The organism is Pantoea brenneri (assembly GCF_038594305.1).
GTDB classification, from domain to species: Bacteria; Pseudomonadota; Gammaproteobacteria; order Enterobacterales; family Enterobacteriaceae; genus Pantoea; species Pantoea brenneri.
In genome coordinates, this window is the sequence record NZ_JBCGBG010000006.1 from 18,977 (window position 1) to 41,273 (window position 22,297).

20 protein-coding genes are annotated in these 22,297 nt (G+C 57.2%); 7 read left to right on the top strand and 13 right to left on the bottom strand.

The window, feature by feature from the left end:
* Positions 1 to 20: 20 nt before the first annotated feature.
* Together AABB92_RS18560 and udp are read right to left on the bottom strand one after the other, a co-directional pair.
* Positions 21 to 1,289: a tetratricopeptide repeat protein gene (locus tag AABB92_RS18560; RefSeq protein ID WP_031375021.1), complete on the bottom strand. Its 1,269-nt coding sequence runs from the start codon at positions 1,287 to 1,289 to the stop codon at positions 21 to 23.
* A gap of 97 nt (positions 1,290 to 1,386) precedes the next feature.
* Entirely contained in the window at positions 1,387 to 2,148 is a 762-nt protein-coding gene (gene udp / locus AABB92_RS18565) for a uridine phosphorylase (protein WP_031375022.1), read from the bottom strand.
* Between the two features lie 302 nt (positions 2,149 to 2,450).
* Between udp and AABB92_RS18570 the strand changes: the two genes are divergently transcribed.
* A complete protein-coding gene (locus AABB92_RS18570) occupies positions 2,451 to 3,284 on the top strand; it encodes a dienelactone hydrolase family protein (protein ID WP_031375023.1) in 834 nt (277 codons plus the stop codon).
* A gap of 58 nt (positions 3,285 to 3,342) precedes the next feature.
* Here AABB92_RS18570 and metE read toward each other — a convergent pair whose 3' ends face one another.
* Entirely contained in the window at positions 3,343 to 5,613 is a 2,271-nt protein-coding gene (gene metE / locus AABB92_RS18575; protein ID WP_031375024.1) for a 5-methyltetrahydropteroyltriglutamate--homocysteine S-methyltransferase, read from the bottom strand.
* Between the two features lie 138 nt (positions 5,614 to 5,751).
* Here metE and metR point away from each other — a divergent pair, with 138 nt between their 5' ends.
* Both metR and AABB92_RS18585 read left to right on the top strand, forming a co-directional pair.
* The gene (gene metR / locus AABB92_RS18580) at positions 5,752 to 6,678 is read left to right on the top strand and encodes an HTH-type transcriptional regulator MetR (RefSeq protein WP_031375025.1); all 927 of its coding nucleotides are present in this window, start codon (positions 5,752 to 5,754) and stop codon (positions 6,676 to 6,678) included.
* An 83-nt stretch (positions 6,679 to 6,761) separates the two neighbouring features.
* Complete coding sequence (locus AABB92_RS18585; protein ID WP_031375026.1) at positions 6,762 to 7,241, top strand: YehS family protein; 480 nt, start codon at positions 6,762 to 6,764, stop codon at positions 7,239 to 7,241.
* Between the two features lie 182 nt (positions 7,242 to 7,423).
* Here the strand turns inward: AABB92_RS18585 and AABB92_RS18590 are convergent, their stop codons facing one another.
* A complete protein-coding gene (locus AABB92_RS18590; protein WP_031375027.1) occupies positions 7,424 to 8,287 on the bottom strand; it encodes a carboxylate/amino acid/amine transporter in 864 nt (287 codons plus the stop codon).
* Between the two features lie 376 nt (positions 8,288 to 8,663).
* Between AABB92_RS18590 and glpT the strand changes: the two genes are divergently transcribed.
* A complete protein-coding gene (gene glpT / locus AABB92_RS18595) occupies positions 8,664 to 10,004 on the top strand; it encodes a glycerol-3-phosphate transporter (RefSeq protein ID WP_031375028.1) in 1,341 nt (446 codons plus the stop codon).
* A gap of 48 nt (positions 10,005 to 10,052) precedes the next feature.
* Here glpT and yigL read toward each other — a convergent pair whose 3' ends face one another.
* Both yigL and pldB read right to left on the bottom strand, forming a co-directional pair.
* Positions 10,053 to 10,853, bottom strand: a complete 801-nt coding sequence (gene yigL / locus AABB92_RS18600; protein ID WP_031375029.1) for a sugar/pyridoxal phosphate phosphatase YigL — start codon at positions 10,851 to 10,853, stop codon at positions 10,053 to 10,055.
* A 52-nt stretch (positions 10,854 to 10,905) separates the two neighbouring features.
* Entirely contained in the window at positions 10,906 to 11,898 is a 993-nt protein-coding gene (pldB, locus tag AABB92_RS18605) for a lysophospholipase L2 (protein ID WP_031375030.1), read from the bottom strand.
* A 113-nt stretch (positions 11,899 to 12,011) separates the two neighbouring features.
* Here pldB and rhtB point away from each other — a divergent pair, with 113 nt between their 5' ends.
* Entirely contained in the window at positions 12,012 to 12,635 is a 624-nt protein-coding gene (rhtB, locus tag AABB92_RS18610; RefSeq protein WP_031375031.1) for a homoserine/homoserine lactone efflux protein, read from the top strand.
* A 90-nt stretch (positions 12,636 to 12,725) separates the two neighbouring features.
* Here rhtB and rhtC read toward each other — a convergent pair whose 3' ends face one another.
* Genes rhtC through pldA form a run of 3 tightly spaced genes read right to left on the bottom strand, consistent with a single transcriptional unit; the run spans position 12,726 to position 16,094 of the window.
* Complete coding sequence (gene rhtC / locus AABB92_RS18615) at positions 12,726 to 13,349, bottom strand: threonine export protein RhtC (RefSeq protein WP_031375032.1); 624 nt, start codon at positions 13,347 to 13,349, stop codon at positions 12,726 to 12,728.
* 12 nt (positions 13,350 to 13,361) lie between these two features.
* Positions 13,362 to 15,191: an ATP-dependent DNA helicase RecQ gene (gene recQ, locus AABB92_RS18620; RefSeq protein ID WP_031375033.1), complete on the bottom strand. Its 1,830-nt coding sequence runs from the start codon at positions 15,189 to 15,191 to the stop codon at positions 13,362 to 13,364.
* 24 nt (positions 15,192 to 15,215) lie between these two features.
* On the bottom strand, positions 15,216 to 16,094 hold the full coding sequence (gene pldA, locus AABB92_RS18625) for a phospholipase A (RefSeq protein ID WP_031375034.1): 879 nt from the start codon (positions 16,092 to 16,094) through the stop codon (positions 15,216 to 15,218).
* Positions 16,095 to 16,288: 194 nt separating this feature from the next.
* Here pldA and AABB92_RS18630 point away from each other — a divergent pair, with 194 nt between their 5' ends.
* Both AABB92_RS18630 and rarD read left to right on the top strand, forming a co-directional pair.
* The gene (locus AABB92_RS18630) at positions 16,289 to 16,759 is read left to right on the top strand and encodes a thioesterase family protein (protein WP_031375035.1); all 471 of its coding nucleotides are present in this window, start codon (positions 16,289 to 16,291) and stop codon (positions 16,757 to 16,759) included.
* A 23-nt stretch (positions 16,760 to 16,782) separates the two neighbouring features.
* Positions 16,783 to 17,682, top strand: a complete 900-nt coding sequence (gene rarD, locus AABB92_RS18635; RefSeq protein ID WP_031375036.1) for an EamA family transporter RarD — start codon at positions 16,783 to 16,785, stop codon at positions 17,680 to 17,682.
* On the opposite strand, the gene AABB92_RS18640 is transcribed toward rarD, so the two are convergent.
* The 4 genes from AABB92_RS18640 to uvrD form a co-directional block, all read right to left on the bottom strand.
* The gene (locus tag AABB92_RS18640) at positions 17,653 to 18,705 is read right to left on the bottom strand and encodes an AbrB family transcriptional regulator (RefSeq protein ID WP_046289561.1); all 1,053 of its coding nucleotides are present in this window, start codon (positions 18,703 to 18,705) and stop codon (positions 17,653 to 17,655) included. The genes rarD and AABB92_RS18640 overlap by 30 nt on opposite strands.
* A 97-nt stretch (positions 18,706 to 18,802) precedes the next feature.
* Entirely contained in the window at positions 18,803 to 19,756 is a 954-nt protein-coding gene (gene corA, locus AABB92_RS18645) for a magnesium/cobalt transporter CorA (protein ID WP_031375037.1), read from the bottom strand.
* 178 nt (positions 19,757 to 19,934) lie between these two features.
* Positions 19,935 to 19,991 carry a YsgD/CorL family protein gene (gene ysgD / locus AABB92_RS23490; RefSeq protein ID WP_353846917.1) on the bottom strand — a complete coding sequence of 19 codons (57 nt, stop codon included), beginning with the start codon at positions 19,989 to 19,991 and terminating at the stop codon, positions 19,935 to 19,937.
* Positions 19,992 to 20,058: 67 nt separating this feature from the next.
* Entirely contained in the window at positions 20,059 to 22,221 is a 2,163-nt protein-coding gene (gene uvrD, locus AABB92_RS18650; RefSeq protein WP_031375038.1) for a DNA helicase II, read from the bottom strand.
* Positions 22,222 to 22,297: the final 76 nt, after the last annotated feature.

The window sequence follows — 22,297 nt, forward strand, 5'->3', positions numbered from 1 at the left end:
ATTTACCTGCACTCAATCACTTACCGCACGGTCACCGTCAGCTTTCCGGCCTGCCAGTCTTCAATCAGGAAGAACGGCATCGGCAGCAGCCATTGGCCATTTTTCACCTGGGCCGGATATTGCCAGCTTTTGCCGTCCGCGCTGATGTCCACCGCCTGCCGGGTGCCGTCGGCGGCGGCGGACTGTCCGGTCAGGCTGGCAAAGCCCACGTTGCTGCCAACGTGAAATCGGGGCATCTGCCAGCGTACCGGCGGATGCGCTGGCCACGGCTGAGCCTGATGGAAATGAAACAACTCATCATGATTGAGAATGCTTTCACGCACCGTTGGCCACAGCGCCGTCTTGAGGAAGTACTGATCGGTAAAGCGTTCGCTGCCACGGTACTGCGCAATAAACTCGCGCATCGTTTGTTCAACCTGCTGGAAAACGCCATGGCAGCCGCCCCACATGCCGGCCAGCAGTAACTCGGTGTGGGAAAAATAGTCACGCATGTGGTGGAACCAGTACGGCGATGCCAGCCAGGCGTTGACCGCCGCCGCTTCGCGCTCGGAAAGCAGCGAGTCGGCATCACGCACAATAAAGCGTTTAACGCTGGGATCGTCCATCACCAGAAAGCGCCACAGCGTCGGGAACAGCGTTTTTTCCTGCGACATATCAACCCGCTCAACGTGGGGCTGATCGAGCCGTTGCCAGACATGCTGCGGCACGCTGTCATCCAGATAGATGCGGCAGATCCAGCCGGGAAAGAGCTGCGGTGCCACCTCAACGTTTTTAATCAGGGTTTCACAGTAGCGCGGCTGGTCGCCATACAGGCTGAACGCGATCACGTTCTGCCGCGGCTGGCTGAGATCGATTGGCTCAGGCTGCGCAGCGGGAAAGGCGACCCGCGGCCCCTGACGAAAGCGGGCGTCTGACTGCATCAGCGATTCCAGGCCGTAACGCGCCACCTCATCCTGCTTATCCAGCCAGCCACACACTTCGGTCAGGCCATCCAGCCAGGTTTCTGACGCGGTGGCGCGCACGGCCGGCGGCGACTGGTAAATTTTCTGGTAGGTTTTGTACGCTTTGTGATGCTGACCGAGACGCATCAGGCAGAGCGCATAGTCACTCAGTACCTGCATCTGGTGAGGCTGATAACGCAACACCTCTTCGCAAGAGCGGACGGCCTGCGCATAATCGCCCTGCTGCATGGCGGCGCGGAACCGGGCAGCACTGCTCTCCAGACGGGCATTGAGCGCGGCGGAATTCGGGTTAACGACGGGACGACGAACGGGAATAGTTTTGCGCATCGGGCACTCTCAGAGTCCGTTGAAAGGCTGCGCCGGGGTTATCCGGCAGCAGGCAGGCCTCATAGCGGCCCGTTAACCTGCTGCCTGGCTGTGAGGGTTATAACAAGCGGCGTGCCGCTTCAACCACAATTTTTACCGCATCGCTTTCGGTCTGTTTCATCGTCACCGCATCCGGGATCTCTTTCTGGGTACGGTTAACGATCACACCAGCCACCATGCCGGCGCGCAGGCCCTGGCTGGCACACATGGTTAACAGTGTAGCGGATTCCATCTCATAGTTGAGTACGCCCATCTCCTGCCACTCTTTCATCGATCCCTGGAAGCGATTCACCACCCGACCAGAGAAGGTATCGTAGCGTTCCTGTCCCGGATAGAAGGTATCAGAAGAGGCAGTAATGCCGATATGGGTCTTCGCGCCACAGGCTTCTGCCGCAGCCACCAGCGCCGTGGTACAGGCAAAATCGGCCACTGCCGGAAACTCCATCGGTGCGAAATGCAGGCTGGCACCGTCGAGCCGCACGGAACCGGTAGTCACCAGCACATCGCCAACGTTGATGTGCGGCTGGATAGCGCCGGTGGTGCCAACGCGCAGAAAAGTGCGTACGCCAAGCTGTGCCAGTTCCTCAACCGCAATGGAGGTAGAAGGACCGCCGATACCGGTTGAACAGACCACCACCGGCTTACCGTCGAGTTTTGCCAGCCAGCTGGTGAATTCACGGTGTGAGGCCAGATGCGTGGCATCCTCCATCAGTCCGGCAATTTTCTTCACGCGCTCCGGATCGCCGGGCACAATCGCCAGGGTAGCGCCCTGCAGATCGGCTTTAGTCAGGCCAAGATGGAAAACGTCAGACTGTGTCATTTCAGACTCCTGTTAAGGGAAGGTAGCGCGTCACTCTACGTCAGCACGCCCGATAAATATGTGACAACATTCACTTAAGAAAATGAAAGTTACATTTTTCACTAAAAACAATGTGATGATTATCACAATATCACATCGGGTTCGCCGTCATTGCGATCGGCGGGGCTGTGTCGGGGTCATCGCAGTGTTAAAGAGTTGGGTGATATTGTCCGCTGCTGACTCTGTTACCCGACGTCTGGCTCGCACCGTTTCCGGCCAGGCTATAGTTACGTGATTGCGCAATTGCTCGCACGGAGAGAATAATGAAAACCAGTGATAATATGACACAAAAAGCCGCGGCAGGGACCTTTGCGCCTGCCGTTCAGCCGACCGCTTCCACCACCATTATTACCGACAGCCCGGCGATTCAGTCGGGTGAGACCTCAGTGCCAAGCCAGGGCGAAAATATGCCCGCGTTTTTTGCCCGACCAAAATCCGCAGAGGGTCCGCTGCCAGTGGTGCTGGTGGTACAGGAAATTTTCGGGGTGCATGAGCACATCCGTGATATCTGCCGCCGGCTGGCGCTGGAAGGCTATCTGGCCATCGCCCCGGAACTCTACTTCCGTGAAGGCGATCCCAACGATTACCAGGATATTCCGACGCTATTCAGCGAGCTGGTGAGTAAGGTGCCCGACAGCCAGGTGCTGTCCGACCTTGATCATGCCGCCAACTGGGCAGCGCGTAACGGCGGTGATATCCGGCGGATGGGCATTACCGGTTTCTGCTGGGGCGGCCGCATTAGCTGGCTCTATGCGGCGCACAATCCACAGCTGCGTGCCGCCGTCGCCTGGTATGGACGGCTGACCGGCGATCGGACCATGAAGCAGCAAAAGCACCCTATTGATGTCGCCGTCGATCTCAGCGCCCCGGTATTAGGCTTATACGGCGGTCAGGATGACGGAATTCCGCTGGAGAGCGTTGAGCAGATGCGTCAGGCGCTGCACGCCGCCAATGCCACCGCGGAAATCATCGTCTATCCCGAAGCCGGACATGCGTTTAATGCTGACTACCGTCCGAGCTATCATGCCGAATCGGCCAGCGATGGCTGGGCGCGGATGCTGGCCTGGTTCAGGCAGTATGGCGTAGCTTCACAGTAAGCGAAAAAAGGGGCGCCTGCGCGCCCCGATTATTTCTCATTCCCTGCCGGACGCCCGTTTACGCCGTTTTAGCCCGCAGGTTTTTTGCCGCAGTGACCATGTTAGCCAGCGCCTGCCGCGTTTCGGTCCAGCCACGCGTTTTCAGCCCGCAGTCCGGATTTACCCACAGCCGTTGCGGCGGAATACGCTTCGCCGCTTTCAGCAACAGCGCTTCAATCCATTCGACGTCCGGTACATTAGGCGAGTGAATGTCGTAGACGCCTGGGCCAATCTCATTCGGATAGTCAAAGTGTTCAAACGACGCCAGCAACTCCATGTCAGAGCGCGAGGTTTCGATGGTAATCACATCGGCATCCAGCGCAGCGATGGAATCCATGATGTCGTTAAACTCGCAGTAACACATATGGGTGTGGATCTGGGTGTCATCCTGCGCCACAGCGGCATTCAGGCGGAAAGCATCGACCGCCCAGTTCAGATAGGCAGCCCAGTCGGACTGATGCAGCGGCAGCCCTTCGCGCAGCGCGGGTTCATCAATCTGGATAATGCCAATACCGGCTTTTTCCAGATCGGCCACTTCATCACGCAGCGCCAGCGCAATCTGTTTTGCGATGGTTTCACGTGACACATCTTCACGCGGGAATGACCAGCAGAGAATGGTCACCGGACCGGTCAGCATCCCTTTCACCGGTTTGTCCGTTAGCGACTGGGCATACTTCGCCCACTCAACGGTGATCGCTTCCGGCCGGCTGATGTCGCCGATAATCACCGGTGGTTTCACGCAGCGTGAGCCATAGCTCTGTACCCAGCCGTTCTGGGTGAAGACGAATCCATCCAGATGCTCGCCGAAATATTCAACCATGTCGTTACGTTCCGCTTCGCCGTGCACCAGCACATCCAGCCCCAGCCGCTCCTGCTCAGTAATCGCCTGTTTGATATGTTCAGCGATGCCGGTACGGTAATGATTGCTGTCGAGGCGACCCTGTTTGAAATCGAGGCGCAGACCGCGAATTTCCGGGGTTTGTGGGAAAGAGCCAATCGTGGTGGTCGGCCAGGCGGGCAGATTAAAGCGCTGACGCTGTGCCTTAGCCCGCTCGCTGTAGCGGCTGTGTCGTTCGCTGTCCTGCGGCGTGATAGCCAGCAGGCGCTGAGCGACCGCGGCGTTATGTACGCGGCTGGAGTGAGCACGGGCGCGAACCGGCGCGCTCCAGGCCGCCAGTGACGCGGCATCGTTGTGGTTGAGCGCCTCGGTCAGCAGCGAAAGTTCGGTGCATTTCTGCAGCGCGAAGGCGAACCAGCTTTTCACTTCCTCATCCAGCCGGGTCTCAACGCTCAGATCGATAGGGCTGTGCAGCAGCGAGCAGGAGGAGCCGATCCACAGCTGCGCGCGCTGAGCGACCAGCGGCTGCAGGCGCTCAAACCAGCGGCTCAGATCGGCGCGCCAGACGTTACGCCCGTTGATCACCCCCAGCGACAGCAGCCAGCTGGCGGGCAATTGCTGATTCAGTTGCTGAATATCATCCCGGCCATGCACCAGATCGACATGCAGCCCCTGCACCGGCAGCTGGCGAATCACCTCAATGTTCTGACCGATACTGTCGAAATAGGTGGTGAGCAGCAGTTTACTTTGTCCCTGCAACGCATCGTAGGCGGGCTTAAACGCCTCACGCCACGCCTGCGGCAGCTCCAGCGCCAGCGCAGGTTCATCAATCTGCACCCATTCGATATCGCGTTTTGCCAGCTCGGCCAGCACCTGCTGGTAAACCGGCAGGATCGCTTTCAGCAGCGACAGACGATCAAACGCTTCCCCTTTGACCTTACCCAGCCACAGATAAGTCACCGGCCCCAGCAGCACCGGCTTGATGTTGTGGCCCAGTGCCAGCGCCTCGTCGACTTCATCCAGCAACTGAGTCCAGGCCAGCCGGAAGGTCTGGCCCGGCGTAAATTCTGGCACTATGTAGTGATAGTTGGTGTTAAACCACTTGGTCATTTCCGCCGCCGCCGCAGGTTCGCCGGTCGGCGCGCGGCCTCGGCCCAGACGGAACAGCGTATCCAGATCAACCGAACCCTCTTTATTCTGATGACGTGCCGGCACGTTGCCCAGCATCAGGCTGGTGGTCAGCACATGATCGTACCAGGCAAAGTCACCCACCGGCAGCAGATCGACCCCGGCCTCTTTTTGTTGTTGCCAGTGACGTGCACGCAACTCACGGCCCACCGCCAGTAATTCCTGCTGGCTGCAGTCACCGGCCCAGTAGCTCTCCTGGGCTTTTTTCAGTTCACGGCGCAGGCCGACACGCGGAAAACCAAGGGTATGGTTAAGGATTGTCATTCGCTGTTCTCCAGATAATCTTTCACTTTGGCTGACAGCCAAAGATGTTTAGCCGTCCAGATGTTTACACCGCTATAATCTGCGGGTACTGTATGTTCCTCAAGCGCAATATGTTCACTTTCGATGTGAAGGACTCTCATGATCGAACTCAAGCACCTGCGGACGCTTCAGGCTCTGCGTAATACGGGTTCGCTGGCGGCGGCGGCATCCCAGCTTCATCAGACGCAATCGGCGTTGTCCCACCAGTTCAGCGATCTGGAACAGCGGCTGGGATTCCGCCTGTTCGTGCGTAAAAGTCAGCCGCTGCGCTTCACGCCACAGGGCGACATCCTGCTGCAGTTGGCCGAACAGGTGCTGCCGCAGATCCAGCAAGCGTTGCAGGCCTGTCATGAGCCGCAGCAGACCACTCTCAGGGTGGCGATTGAGTGCCACAGCTGCATCCAGTGGCTGACGCCGGCACTGGATAATTTCCGTCAGAGCTGGCCGCAGGTGGTGATGGATTTCAAATCAGGCGTCACCTTTGATCCTCAGCCTGCGCTGCAGCAGGGCGAGCTGGATGTGGTGCTGACCTCCGACATCCTGGCGCGCTCCGGGCTGTTCTATTCGCCGATGTTTGATTTTGAAGTGCGACTGGTGCTGGCACCGGATCATCCGCTGGCGCAGGTTGAACATATTGCCCCTGAGGATCTGGCCGACGAGGTGCTGATGATCTATCCGGTGCAGCGTCAGCGCCTTGATATCTGGCGTCACTTTCTGCAACCGGCCGGCGTCAGCCCGGCGCTGAAAAACGTAGATAACACCCTGCTGATGATCCAGATGGTCTCGGCCCGCATGGGAATTGCCGCGCTGCCGCACTGGGTGGTAGAGAGTTTTGAGAAGCAGGGACTGGTGGTAACCAAAACGCTGGGTGACGGGCTGTGGAGCCGTCTTTATGCCGCGGTGCGCGATGGCGAGCAGCGTCAGCCGGTGCTGGAAGCCTTTATCCGCTTTGCCCGCCAGCATGCCTGTGAACATCTGCCTTTTGTCCGCGATGCGCTACAGCCCGGTGCGATATTGCAGCGTTAAGTCGGAGGGTACAAACCTGCGCGGAGGTGGGCAAAATCCCCTATAATGCGCAGCCTGTCGACTGACCATGAGAAGATCTCACCATGACTAACAACGATATTCTGCGCAGCGTGCGCTACATGCTCGATCTGAGCGATGCCAAAATGGTGGAAATTTTTGCGCTGGCGCAGTGTGAAGTCCCACAGACGGATATTCAGGCGTGGCTGAAAAAAGATGAAGATGCGGCGTTCCGTCCCTGCCCCGATGTGCTGATGGGCTACTTCCTCAACGGCCTGATTTTTTACCGTCGCGGAAAAAGCGAAGAGATGCCCGCCCCGTCCATTGAGCGCAAGATGAATAACAACATCTTTATGAAGAAGTTGCGCATCGCCTTTGATCTGAAAACCACCGATATTCCTGAGGTACTGAAACGCGTGAACTTTACCGTTTCGCAGGCTGAGATTGGTGCGATTTTCCGCAAGCCTGACCATAAGAACTATCGCGAATGCGGTGATCAGATTCTGCGCAACTTCCTGAAGGGGCTGGCGATGATTCAGCGTCCTAAGAGTGAAAAACCTGCTTAACTTCTGTTGCCGATCGCGTCGGGTACCTGCGTGGTCAGAAGTGGCGCACCTGATCGCAAAGAAAGCCTGCATCCATGCAGCACGGCCTCGCCATCCCTGGCCCGGACGATCCACAGGGATGTGAGATTCCTTCGCGATCGGACGCGCCAGCCCGGGAGGCCGCACCCATGCAACAGCCCTGTTTATGATCGGTCACCGCGCCCCACCACCCAGCGCTTATGCACCCACAGCGAGGCGAGGATCACCAGCGCTCCGGCAATGAAGCTCGGCCAGTGCGGTTTCTCCTGCCAGATAGCCAGATTAACCAGCAGACCGGCAGGCACGTGCATGTTGTTCATGATGCCAAGCGTGCCGGCATCAACCTGGGTCGCGCCATAGTTCCACATAAAGTAGCCCAGCCCTGAAGCGGCCACGCCCAGCCACACCAGAATGCCCCACTGCAGTGAGGTGGTGGGTAATTTCTGCGGATTGCCCCAGGCAAACCAGGCGATTACCGCGATCACCACCGCCCCCAGATAGAACCAGGAGAAGGCGGTGTGCTGCGGCATCGGACGGGTTTCCTGCAGGCGCTTATAGCCCACCATACCGGCAGCAAAGCAGATGTTTGCCAGCTGCACCAGCAACAGGCCGGTCCAGAAGTTATCGCTGACTTTGTCGTAGCGAATGATGGCCGCACCCGCTACCGCCAGCAAGGCGCTGAAGATATAGCCGACCCGCAGCGGACGGCGGCTGATCAGATCATAAATCAGGGTGACATAGAGCGGCGTCATCACGGTAAACAGCAGGAACTCTGACACGCTGAGATAGAGGTAGGCTTCGAAACTCAGCAGGTACATCACCCCTAATTGCAACATCCCCACCAGCATATAGAGCAGCAGCGTTGAGGGACGATAGCCGCGCCAGCGCAGGAACGGCAAAAAGACTAGCGCGGCCAGCGCCAGTCGCATCAGCACGGAAAACCAGCTGTCCACCTGACCGGCAAGATATTCGCCAATCAGGCTAAACGAAAAAGCCCACAGAATGGTGGTAATAATCAATAAGAACACAGTAACGGCCCCGAAATTAACAGAGCGACAGTGTAAACAATGTGCTGTCAGGCGGCTGCACTATCTGGTTTACATCTGGTTATTTACCAGGCAAACAAATACAACCGGCAAGAGCTTTGTTACGGCTGGTTAGCATCACCTTCTCTTTTCACGCCTGCCTGCGGCGCAAAATGCGCGAAATAAACCATCTGATGATCACTTTCGCTCTTAAGTGTAATAAAACTGTAACAAATGTGTCACACATCACAGTAACGCCGCGTCACTAATTTTATTCTTTGCGCGAAATGGAACATCACGCCGCCATTTTCCCTTTGTTTTTTTTTGACCCAACCACTGGGAATGTAAAAACCATAAAGTGCCCTGGAGGGCCTCACTGATGCTGAGTATTTTTAAACCTGCACCACGTCAGCCGCAGGTGGCAGCGGATCGCGTTGATCCGCTCTACCGTCGCCTGCGCTGGCAAATTTTCATCGGGATCTTTTTCGGCTACGCCGCCTACTACCTGGTCAGAAAAAACTTTGCGCTCGCCATGCCGTATCTGGTGGAGCAAGGCTTTTCACGTGGCGACCTCGGTTTCGCCCTGTCAGGCATTTCCATCGCCTACGGCTTCTCCAAATTCATCATGGGCTCGGTGTCCGATCGCTCAAATCCGCGCGTCTTTTTACCGGCCGGGCTGATCCTGGCTGCTGCGGTGATGCTGTTTATGGGATTTGTGCCGTGGGCCACTTCCAGCATCATGGTGATGTTCGTCCTGCTGTTTATCTGTGGCTGGTTCCAGGGAATGGGCTGGCCACCGTGCGGACGGACCATGGTGCACTGGTGGTCACAGAAGGAGCGCGGCAGCATTGTCTCAGTGTGGAACTGCGCCCATAACGTTGGCGGCGGCCTGCCGCCACTGCTGTTTCTGCTCGGTATGGCGTGGTTCAACGACTGGAAAGCGGCGCTCTACATGCCCGCTTTTGGTGCCATCCTGGTGGCGTTCATCGCCTTTGCCCTGATGCGCGACACGCCGCAGTCCTGTGGTCTGCCGCCGATTGAAGAGTACAAAAACGACTATCCGCCGGATTACGATGCCAGCCATGAAGAAGAGCTGACGGCTAAGCAGATCTTCATGAAATATGTACTGCCCAATAAACTGCTGTGGTACATCGCCCTGGCAAACGTGTTTGTCTACCTGCTGCGCTACGGCATTCTGGACTGGTCACCGACCTACCTGAAAGAGGTGAAGCACTTCACGCTGGATAAGTCCTCCTGGGCCTACTTCCTGTATGAGTATGCCGGCATTCCGGGAACGCTGTTGTGTGGCTGGATGTCGGACAAAGTGTTCCGGGGTAATCGGGGTGCGACCGGGGTGTTCTTTATGACGCTGGTCACCATCGCCACCGTGATTTACTGGCTGAACCCGGCGGGCAACCCCGGCGTTGATATGGCCTGTATGATCGTGATTGGCTTCCTGATTTACGGGCCGGTGATGCTGATTGGTCTGCACGCGCTGGAACTGGCACCGAAGAAGGCCGCCGGCACCGCTGCGGGCTTTACCGGTCTGTTTGGTTATCTGGGCGGTTCCGTCGCGGCCAGCGCCATTGTCGGCTACACCGTCGACTACTTTGGCTGGGACGGCGGCTTCCTGGTGATGATTGCTGGCTGTGTACTGGCGGTGATCCTGTTGTTACTCACCATGGTTAGCGAGCATAAACACAAGCAAAAACTGGCCTGACGGCAATAAAAAAGGGCCGGTTAATCGGCCCTTTTTTGCGCTGTTCTGTCAGGAAAGATAGAGGTCACGCAGCGTCTGCGGCACCGCATCGTCGGCGTTGGACCCGATCACTTCCAGTTCAGGCAACCGGTCTTTCAACCGCTGGTGCGCGTTGTGCATGATGAATCCTTTACCCGCCATGCTCAGCATCTCGACATCATTCATGCCGTCGCCAAAGGCGATGCAATTATGCAGCGTATGACCCAGTTGCTTCGCCACGGCTTCGAGCGCATGCCCCTTCGATACGCCGCCCGCCATCACTTCGAGGCAGGTAGGCAGTGAAAAACTGACGTTGACCCGATCGCCCCAGCGCGCTTCAATCGCCTGCTCCATCGGAATCAGATGCTCGGGATCTTCGCAGGTAAAAAAGACCTTACTGATGTTATCCGTCGGCAACAGACCCGGTTCATAAACCTGATAGTTGAATACCGATTCACGGAAATAGTCCTGCTCAGCGGGACGTGAACGGCTGACAAACCACTCATCATCACGGTAAACGTGGGTCAGAATATCGCTGTGATGATACTGCAGGCCAAACAGGTCGTTAGCGATATCCTCATCCAGATTATGGCTGAACACCAGCTCGCCCTGGGCGTTATGTACCCGCGCGCCGTTTGAGGTGATCATATACGCCGGGATAGCCAAGCTGTCACGCATCTGTCCGACATCGATATGATGGCGACCGGTGGCGAAAACAAAGTGGATATCCTTTGCCACCAGTTGTTGCAGCGTTTCACGTGCAAAAGGCGTCAGGCGATGTTCGGGAGAAAGCAGCGTGCCATCCAGATCGGATGCAACGATGTGGTACATGAAAACCTCGGGTATCTGATTCTGCTGACCGTGGCCAGCCGGATAATGAACGTCAGTGATGCGATGAAAAAAAGTCGATCACTGCATTAAGCGCTTCGGCGCGCATGTCATCTTTTTCGAACAGGATCTCATGACGCGCACCGTTGATCACCCGCGGTTTGTTGCCTTCGCACGGATGACCCGCCGCCGCCATGGCAGCACAAAAAAGATCCTGCGAACGATTATCCACCACCTGATCGTCGCTGGCCTGCAGCAGCAGCAGCGGGGTGGTGATTTTATCGGCCTGACTGATAATGTTGCGGCCGGCATGAATGCCTTCGCGCACCCAATGATAAGTCGGGCCACCGACGCGAATCGCCGGATCGTCGGCATAAAAACGCAGGCTGCGCCGATAACGCTCAGCACTGTGCGTCAGCCGGTTAATGCCAAACGGATGCGCCCGCCAGCGCCCGGTACCCAGCGCGTAACCGTCGCGCAGCGCCGGGCGTTTCTCGGCCCAGTCGAGGATCCGGTGCGCCAGAAATGAGGGCAACGGCAGCGCGATACCAAACATCGGTGCCACCAGCGCAACCGCATGAAAAGCCTGCGGCTGTCGCGCCAGAAACAGCGTTAAAATGGCCCCGCCCATGGAGTGGGCCAGCGCATAACGCTGCTGATAGTGGCCGCTGACAATTTCTTTCAGGTAGAGCGTCTCCAGATCGTCGACGTAATGCGCGAATTCTGCCACGTGGCCGCGGTGTGAATCTTCCAGCAGACGATCGGAGCGGCCCTGACCACGATGATCGAGGATCACCACGTCAAAACCGCAATGGAACAGATCGTACGCCAGCTCAGGATATTTTATATAGCTCTCGATGCGGCCGGGCACAATCAGCACCACACGCTTATGTTGTGGTGAGGTGAAGCGTACGTAACGCAGAGTGAGATTACCGACGCCGGTAAATTCACGCTCCTCACGCCGGTGCCAGAAATCGAGCAGTGGCCCGGTAGCGAAGGCAGCAAAGGCTTTTTCTCGTCGCAGCCAACTGGCTTTGTGTTGATTCATTCGCCCCCCCGATGACCGGAAAAAAGTGTCCTTAACGCTGTGTGTCGGCCATAGCGCCGCGCTTATTTCTGGCGTATTGTGTCACATTTCCGCCGCTAAAGAGAGCGCATCCCATGACCATTGAATGGTGGCTGACCTACCTGCTTACCACCACAATTCTTAGCCTGTCGCCCGGTTCGGGCGCTATTAATACCATGAGTACCGGCATCAGCCATGGTTATCGCGGCACGGTTGCCTCGATCTCCGGTTTGCAGGTCGGGCTGGCCGTGCATATTGTGCTGGTCGGGATCGGTCTGGGTGCGCTGTTCTCCCAGTCGCTGCTGGCGTTTGAAATTCTCAAATGGGCCGGCGCTGCCTATCTGGTGTGGCTTGGCATTCAGCAATGGCGATCGGCTGGCGGCATCGATCTTGATGCGGTTGCCAAAGCGATGCCGCGTCGTCGTCTGTTCAAACGCGCCGTTCTGGTTAACCTGACCAACCCGAAAAGTATCGTTTTCCTGGCCGCGCTGTTTCCGCAGTTCATCCAGCCGCATCAGCCGCTATTGATGCAGTACGTGGTGCTGGGCGTGACCACCGTGGTGGTCGATATTATCGTGATGATTGGCTACGCCACCTTAGCGACGCGCATTGCGGGCTGGATTAAAGGGCCAAAGCAGATGAAGCTGATGAACCGTATTTTTGGCGGGCTGTTTATGGCGGTGGGTGCGCTGCTGGCCAGCGCGCGGCGCATTGCCTGAGAGCTACCAGCCGGTGAAAAAGACGCAATCGCCCTGCCCTCTGGCGATTGTGGCGCGGCCTGGCGATGAACCGGCCGCGCGCGTTCCGCCTTAGCGGGAAATGATCAGATGAATACCAAAGCCGGCAAACAACACGCCAGCCATGCCATCGACCCACTTCGCCAGGCGCTGATACCTGTTACGCATCCACGGCATTGCGAAGATAGCGGCAACCAGCGCAAACCAGGCAAACGTCTCGCCGATAATCAGTAAGAACAGACCCCAGCGCTCGGCTGCACCGACGTCATCGCCGACAAACAGGGAAAATACGCTGCCGAAGTAGATGATCGCTTTAGGGTTGGACAGGTTGGTCAGCAGACCCTTGATGAAACTCATGCCACGTTTCGGCAGCTCAACCACCGGCTCATCCTGCTGCGGCTGTTTATGACGCTGACGCGCTGAACACATCAGCTGCCAGCCCATCCACAGCAGATAAAGACCGCCGCCCACCATAATGATCTGATGCAGCCAGGCCATTTTCTCCAGAATCAGATGCAGCCCCATCAGCGCCACCCCGGCCCAGACCACGATGCCGAGTGTAATGCCCAGCACGCCCATCATCGCCTCTTTGCGTGAACGGCTGGCGGCGGTTTGCGAAACGAAAAAGAAATCGGGGCCGGGGCTCATCAGTGCGACCAGATGAACCAGTGCCACGGTGGCGAATAACATCAGCATTATTAGTATCCTTTACTCTTCATCATCAAGATGCTCTTTGATCATCACCAGGAAAGGTTTGCCAAAGCGCTCCAGTTTGCGGTGACCGACGCCATTGACGCTGAGCATCTCTGACGCGCTGACCGGCATCTGTTCTGCCATCTCAATCAGCGTGGCGTCATTGAACACCACGTAAGGCGGAATATTCTCTTCATCAGCGATCGCTTTACGCAGCTTGCGCAACTTGGCAAACAGTTTGCGATCGTAGTTGCCGCCATAAAATTTCGCCGAACTGTTGCTCTTCGGCTTCGCGGTAATCAGGCGCGGCACTGCCAGCATCAGCGGCACTTCGCCGCGCAGCACCGGCCGTGCCGCTTCGGTCAGCTGCAGCGCTGAATGCATCGCGATGTTTTGCGTCACCAGACCGAGGTGAATCAGCTGACGTAACACGCTGACCCAATGCTCATGGCTCTGGTCTTTGCCCAGCCCATAAATCGGCAGTTTGTCGTGACCGTGCTCGCGGATCCGCTGGTTATTGGCGCCGCGCAGCACTTCGACAATATAGCCCATACCGAAACGCTGGCCGACGCGATAGATACCGGACAGCGCTTTCTGCGCCTCGACCAGTCCGTCGTAACGCTTGGGCGGATCGAGACAGATATCGCAGTTGCCGCACGGCTGCTGTCGCCCCTCACCAAAATAGTTGAGCAGCACCAGACGGCGACAGGTCTGCGCTTCAGCAAAGGCGCCCATCGCGTTGAGCTTATGACGCTCAATGTCCTGCAACGGGCCTGGCGCTTTCTCTTCGAGACATTTTCGCAGCCACGCCATATCCGCCGGATCGTAGAGCATCATCGCCTCGGCAGGCAGGCCATCACGCCCCGCTCGCCCGGTTTCCTGATAGTAGGATTCGATGTTGCGCGGGATATCGAAATGCACCACGAAGCGGACGTTGGGCTTATTGATGCCCATCCCGAACGCCACCGTGGCAACCACGATTTGCAGATCGTCACGCTGGAATGCTTCCTGAACCCGGGCGCGCTGCTCGCTGTCAATGCCGGCATGGTAGGCCCCGACGCTCAGTCCCCGACTTTGCAGGCGCGCGGCGGTATCTTCGACCTTCGCCCGGCTATTGCAGTAGATAATGCCGCACTTACCGCGCTGATCCTGCACGTAACGCAGCAGCTGCTCGGTAGGTTTAAATTTTTCGACCAGCGTGTAGCGAATATTGGGACGGTCAAAGCTGCTGATCTGGATCAGCGGATCCTGCATATGCAGCAGGTTAACGATATCGTTACGGGTGGTTTCGTCGGCGGTGGCGGTCAGCGCCATCACCGGCAAATCCGGAAAACGCTGACGCATCTGCCCCAGCGCGCCATATTCCGGACGGAAATCGTGACCCCATTGAGAAATACAGTGCGCTTCGTCGACCGCCAGCATGGCCGGCTGCCAGTACGCCAGATTCTCCAGGAAATTATCCATCATCAGGCGTTCTGGCGCGATATAAAGCAGCTTAACCCGACCGGTACGGCAATCTGCCATCACCGCCTGCTGTTGCTCACGCGTCATGGTCGAATTGAGATACGCCGCCGCAACACCGTTGGCCAGCAGTTGATCGACCTGATCTTTCATCAGCGAGATCAGCGGCGAGACCACCAGCGTCAGCCCCTCGCGCACCAGCGCCGGGATCTGATAGCACAGTGATTTACCGCCGCCGGTCGGCATCACGACCAGACAATCACGCCCGCTCAGCGCCTGGTTGATGATCGTCTGTTGACCGGGACGAAACTGCTGGTAGCCGAAGGTATCCTGCAATACCTGCTGCGCCAGCGCTTCCTGATTTAGGACTGCCGAGGTTGCCACTCTATTCCTGTCTTACGTAATTGATTAGAACAAGTCGTTAAGCGTTACGCCTACACCCAGACGGGTCTGACGATGGTCGTAATCGATCAGCGATTCGCCATAGCCGCTAAACACCTGGGTATAGAAGCGAACATGCTCCGAGATCGGATAGCTCCAGGCCATGGTCGCGCCGCCATAACCGCTGTTCCAGTTATAGTTGCCTTCGACGCTAAAGATGCTGTCGCCGAGCTTATAGCCAACTTTGGCGCGGTAGTAACCCATATATTTGGTGATATCGGGATTATCATCGCTGCTTTCGCCTTCCGGAATCCGGTACCAGGGTTTGATTTCCGCCAGGAAATTCCCGTTCTCCGCCATCAGGCGGGTATAGACGCGGTTCCAGCTACGTGAGGTCGGGTCGCTTCGGCCATTGGATTCATGGTTCAGGCCCACTTCCACGTCACGCAGCGTCCAGCCAGCAAAAGAATAATCGGTTGCCCAGCCGAGGAAAATCTGAGGCTCATAGTTGGTTTCGCGGAATGGTGATGACTCACCGCGATTCGACAACTGCCACCAGGAACGCTGCGTATATGAGGCAGCCAGCACCGAGTTATCGCCCAGGATACCGCGCCACAGCGGGAATGCCAGACTGAGCTGGAATTTTACCTCATCCTTACGGGCGTTTTCTGCCCAGTTGTAGGAGGAGATCGCCTCTTTATTGAGATCGCTGGTGTAAGTGTAGAGAAGATAGTTGTTCTCGTAAGGATAGAGGACGAACGGATTATCATGCTTCTCCAGCAGGTTAGCGATGATGCTGCCACGAACCTGCGGCGCGTCATGCACTTCTTTAACCTGAGCTTCGTCCGCCTGCGCCAGTGCAGGAAGTAATAACATAGCCGCCAGCAAGGCGCGATGCTTACGCATAAAATTCTCCGGTGAGCGCTGCGTAGTAAAAATTTCTGAAAGGGTGTCGTAAAAAGCAGGCCATTCTACACGCAAATGGCAGTGAAGATGAGAGCTGATTTCTTAAACTGGAAACCCCCTCGCGAGCGGCATAGAATACACATCTCATTAACATTACGCGCCCCTCTGGCCCGAATTTTTCAGGACACTTCATCATGTCATCACTTGTGCTGACGCAGCAGGATGCCCGCCGTCTGGTTGGCGAGATTTTCGTCTACCACATGCCGTTTAATCAGGCGCTAGGTCTGGAGCTGACGCGGCTGGATGCCGACTATGCCGAAATCAGTTTCGCCAATCAAACCATGCTGGTCGGCAACACTGCCCAGCAGATTCTGCACGGCGGCGTGATCGCTTCCGTGCTGGACGTCGCGGCGGGCATGGTGTGCGTCAGCAATGCCCTGACGCGCCAGGAGAGCATCAGCGAAGAGGAGCTGCGTCAGCGCCTCTCCCGCATGGGCACCATCGATATGCGCGTTGACTATTTGCGTCCGGGACGCGGCGAACGCTTTACCGCCACCAGCAGTCTGCTGCGCGCCGGTAACAAAGTCGCGGTGGCCCGCGTCGAATTGCACAACCAGCAGGGTGATTATATCGCTACCGCAACCGCCACTTATCTGATCGGCTAATTTCGCCTTACAACAGGACAGACATGGATACGCAACAAACTCGCCAGGGCGTTGGCTTTGCACTGGGCGCTTACTTTATCTGGGGCATCGCCCCGGCTTATTTCAAGCTGGTAAAAAATGTTCCGGCAACCGAAATCATGACGCACCGGGTAATCTGGTCAGCCCTGTTTATGCTGATCCTGATCTCCCTGACGCGCAGCTGGCCAGGCGTTCACAGCGTCCTGCGCCAGCCGAAAAAAGTGCTGCTGCTGGCGCTTACCGCGCTCACTATTGGCGGCAACTGGCTGCTGTTTATCTGGGCGGTGAATAACCAGCATATGCTGGAGGCCAGTCTCGGCTACTTTATTAACCCGCTGATCAACGTAGTATTTGGCATGCTGTTTTTGCGCGAGCGTTTTCGCCGCTTACAGTGGCTGGCAGTGGTGCTGGCTACCTTCGGTGTGCTGGTACAGCTCTGGCAGTTCGGTTCGCTGCCGATTATCGCGCTGGGTCTGGCGCTGAGCTTTGCTTTTTATGGGCTGTTACGCAAAAAGATTCAGGTGGATGCGCAGAGCGGAATGCTGATTGAAACCCTGTGGCTGTTTCCGCTGGCGGCCATCTACCTGTTTGCTTTTGCCGACAGCGCCACCAGCCATCTATCGGCCAACCCGCTGAGCCTGAACCTGAAGCTGGTGGCGGCAGGTATTGTCACCACCATTCCGCTGATGCTGTTCGCTGCCGCCTGTAGCCGCCTGCGTCTCTCTACCGTCGGCTTCTTTCAGTATCTTGGCCCGACGCTGATGTTCGTGCTGGCGGTGGTGTTCTACGGCGAAACCATCACGCCAGACAAAATGGTGACTTTTGGCTTTATCTGGCTGGCACTGCTGGTGTTTGTCTGTGATGCGGTGGCATTTTCATTCCGTGGCCGGCCGCGCATAGCGTGAGATAAAGCGCGCCATTGCCGGACCGGTCAGCAGGATGGTAAACAGCCGCAGCGTCTGTAATGCCATCACAAAGGCCATATTGACCTGGGTTCCGGCAGCAATAATCGCCACCGTGTCCAGTCCGCCTGGGCTGGTGGCGAGATAAGCCGTCATCAGATCGATGTGCAGTACGCGCGTCAGCATCCACGCCAGTCCGCCACACAGCAGCATCAATCCAAAGATCGACGCCAGCATCTGCGGCAGCGTGCGCAGAGCCAGCAAAAATACCGGCCGGGTGAAGCGCAGGCCGACGCTCCAGCCAATCAGCGCGTAAGCCAGTGCCAGCAGCCATTCCGGCACCTGCAAAATTGCCATCCCGCTGGTGTTCAACGCCGCACCCGCCAGGGCAGGCAGCAATAAGGCACCGGAAGGAATGCGCAACCGGGTCCCGAGCCATGCTCCAGTCAGCATCACCGCCAGCGTTACCGCAAAACCACGATTCAGCGGCGGGAACCACAGCAGCGAAACGCTATGGGCCGCATCGCCCAGTCCGATCCGGGCCACCAGCGCCGCCGCAGTGGCGACAAACAGCACCCGCAGATATTGCATGAATGCCACCAGCCGCACGTCAGCACCGAAATCGCCAGCCATTGCGACCATTGCCGATGCACCGCCCGGTGACGATCCCCATGCGCCGGTCGGGCCGGGCAGATGACTGAAGCGGACCAGCAGAAAGCCTGACAGGCCGCTGGCCGCCAGCGTCAGCAGCAGCACCGCCAGCACCACCGGCCAGTCCTGAATCAGCGGAGTCAGAATAGAGGGCGAAAGGCTCTGCGCAATCATGCAGCCCAGTACCGCCTGCGCCAGCAGAAACAGCCGTTTATCAATGCGCATTGTCGCGCCTGACAGCCCCATCACCACACCGACAATCATCGGTCCCAGCAACAGCGCGGCGGGCAGATGAAAAAATTGCAGCACGCCGCCCAACAGCACCGAGCTGAATAACAGCAGTGTCCACTGCGCGCGCAACGAGAGTGCATCCATAAGAAGTTAATTATTTGTAAAAAGAGGGGGTAAGATTACGCAGAAATTCAGACGGGGACCAGCAAAACGGGCCGTCTCAGACGACCCGTTGCCTGCTTTATAACCAGTTCTTACGTTTAAAGTAGAGATAAGGCGCCAGTCCGGCCAGAATCATCAGGCCAATCGCGGCGGGATAACCAAAGCTCCACTTCAGCTCTGGCATAAACTCAAAGTTCATTCCGTAGCTTGAGGCGACCAGCGTCGGCGGCAGGAACACCACCGAAACCACCGAGAAGATCTTGATAATGCGGTTCTGCTCGATGTTGATGAAGCCCATCGCCGCCTGCATCAGGAAGTTCACCTTCTGGAACAGCGATTCGTTATGCGGCAGCAGCGACTCGATATCGCGCAGGATTTCACGCGCCTGCTCCAGCTGATTGCCCGGCAAACGCGCTTTACGCACCAGGAAGTTGAGCGCGCGCTGGGTATCCATCAGGCACAAACGCACCTTCCAGCCGATATCTTCCAGTTCGGCTAAACGCGACAGCGCCAGATCGTACTCTTCGCCCTGCTGACCTTCCATGATCACCCGGCTCAGTTTTTCCAGGGCGCTATAGATGTTCTCAATCTCATCCGCCAGCTGTTCGATTTTGGTTTCAAACAGGTCGAGCAGCAGCTCAAACGCATTGCCGTCGATCAGCGTCTGATTACGGGCGCGCATGCGATAGAGCCGAAAGGCCGGCAGTTCGCGTTCACGCAGCGTATAGAGACGGCCTTCACGGATGGTGAACGCCACGGTGGAGTTACCGGCGTGATCTTCAGCATCTTCATAGAAGAAGAAGGAGTGAATATGCAGGCCATCTTCATCTTCGAAGAAGCGCGCCGAGGCCTCAATATCCTCCAGCTCTGGCCGGGTTGCCAGGCTCTGACCGAGTTCGGATTGCACCCGGTCACGCTCGCCCTCTTCCGGTTCGATCAGATCGACCCAGACGGAGGTGGTCAGTTTGTCGTTTTCGTCTTCCAGCTCCAGACGCGTCAGGCGGCTGTGATCCAGTTTAAATGCGCTCAGCATAGCAATACTCCCCATTGCAGACTAAATGGGACAAGGCAGTCCGCCGTTCACCAAGCGGAACGGGCAACCTGAACACGGAAACACAGTTTCAAGGGTAAATCAGTGCTGACTCGTGCGACGGGATTAGAAAAGGGAGGTCGCTGATAACCGCTAAGGCTACCCGCGTAGAGAGGTAGCCTTAGATGTTATTCCTGTTATCCAGGTTAGTGAGCCAGCATCGACTGGGCGTGTCCAAGGCATTGTCCTCTCATGATAATAGTGGGCGCATGTTACGCTGAGACGAAAATGTCGTCAACCGCAGGCTACAGGGTTTCCAGTTTGGCGTAAGCCGCCACTAACCACTTGATTCCCTGCCCCTGGAAAGCCACCTGCAGGCGGCTATGCTCACCGCTGCCTTCCAGATTAATGATGGTGCCTTCACCAAATTTCGCGTGATGCACCCGCTGGCCCAGCGCGAAACCGCTGTCGTTTTTGCTTATCGGCGCACCCATCCGCTGATGATTCACCGGACGGCTGACGCTGGCGCGTAAGCGCACTTCTTCAATGCACTCTTCCGGCAGCTCGCCGATAAAACGTGACGGACGGTGATACACTTCTTTACCATACAGTCGGCGGGTTTCGGCGTAGGTTAGCGTCAGCTTGATCATCGCGCGGGTCACACCAACGTAAGCCAGTCGACGTTCCTCTTCCAGCCTGCCGCCTTCGTCCAGCGACATCTGGCTCGGGAACATCCCCTCTTCCATGCCGACGATAAACACCTGGCTGAACTCCAGCCCTTTCGCCGAGTGCAGCGTCATCAGCTGCACCGCATCCTGCCATTTGTCGGCCTGGCCTTCGCCTGCCTCCAGCGCCGCGTGCGATAAAAAGGCCTGCAGCGGCATTAAGTCTTCATCTTCATCCTGATAGCTGAACTGGCGTGTGGCGGTTACCAGTTCCTCAAGGTTTTCGATTCGCGCCTGACCTTTTTCACCTTTCTCCTGCTCATACATCAGCCACAGACCGGAGTCTTTGATCACCCGGTCAGTCTGGACGTGCAGCGGCAGCTCTGCGGTTTCCGTCGCCAGCGAATCGACCAGTTCACAGAAACGTTGCAGCGCCGACGCGGCCCGGCCAGCCAGCGCGCGGGTTTGCAGCAGTTCGCGCGTTGCCTGCCACAGCGTCATCTGTCGTTCACGCGCGGTCTGGCGCACCACGTCGAGCGTACGATCGCCCACGCCACGCGTCGGGGTGTTAACCACGCGCTCAAATGCTGCGTCATCATTGCGGTTGGCCATCAGGCGCAGATAGGAGAGCGCATCTTTGATCTCCTGACGTTCGAAGAAGCGCATACCGCCATAAATACGGTACGGCATACTGCTTTGCAGCAGCGCCTCTTCCAGCACGCGTGACTGGGCGTTGCTGCGATAGAGAATGGCGCAATCATTCAGCGCGTTGCCGTTTTCCATCCACGTCTTGATGCGGTTTACCACGAAGCGCGCTTCATCCAGCTCATTGAAGGCGCAATAGATGGAGATGGGTTCGCCGTCGCTGCCGTCGGTCCACAGCTCTTTACCCAGACGGCCGTTGTTGTTGGCGATCAGGGCGTTGGCGGACTTCAGAATGTTGTTGGTTGAGCGATAGTTTTGCTCAAGGCGGATGGTTTCCGCGCCGGGGAAATCCTGCAGGAAGCGCTGGATGTTCTCGACCTGCGCCCCACGCCAGCCATAGATAGACTGATCGTCATCGCCGACGATGATCACCCGGCTGCTGTCCCCCGCCAGCATGCGGATCCACGCATACTGAATGTTGTTGGTATCCTGGAATTCGTCCACCAGCACGTTGGTGAAGCGTTCGCGGTAGTGATTCAGAATGTGTGGCTTATTGAGCCACAGCTCATGGGCGCGCAGCAGCAGTTCAGCAAAGTCGACTAAACCGGCACGGTCACAGGCTTCCTGGTAGGCCTGATAGATACGCAGCCAGGTCTGCTCAACCGGATTGCCATAACTTTCAATGTGCTTTGGCCGCAGACCTTCATCTTTTTTGCCGTTGATGTACCACATGCCCTGGCGAGCCGGCCACTGCTTCTCATCCAGATTCATCGATTTGATCAGGCGTTTTAGCAGCCGCAGCTGATCTTCACTGTCGAGGATCTGAAAGTCCTGTGGCAGATTGGCATCCAGATGGTGGGCACGCAGCAAGCGGTGCGCCAGGCCGTGGAAGGTACCGATCCACATGCCGCCCTGGCTGGTGCCGATCAGCTGCTCGATACGGTGACGCATCTCGGCCGCCGCTTTGTTGGTAAAGGTCACCGCCATAATCGAGTAAGGCGAACAGTTTTCGACCGACAGCAGCCAGGCGATGCGATGGACCAGCACCCGCGTTTTTCCACTGCCCGCGCCTGCCAGCACCAGCAGGTTACTGCGCGGTGCCGCTACGGCCTCGCGCTGTTTGTCATTCAAACCGTCGAGCAGTTCAGAAACGTCCATAAGCCCCGTTTACCAAAGAAAAAAGGTCGTCACCCGGTCTGTTACGCCTGACGCCAGGCGACGGCTGCCGGTGTCC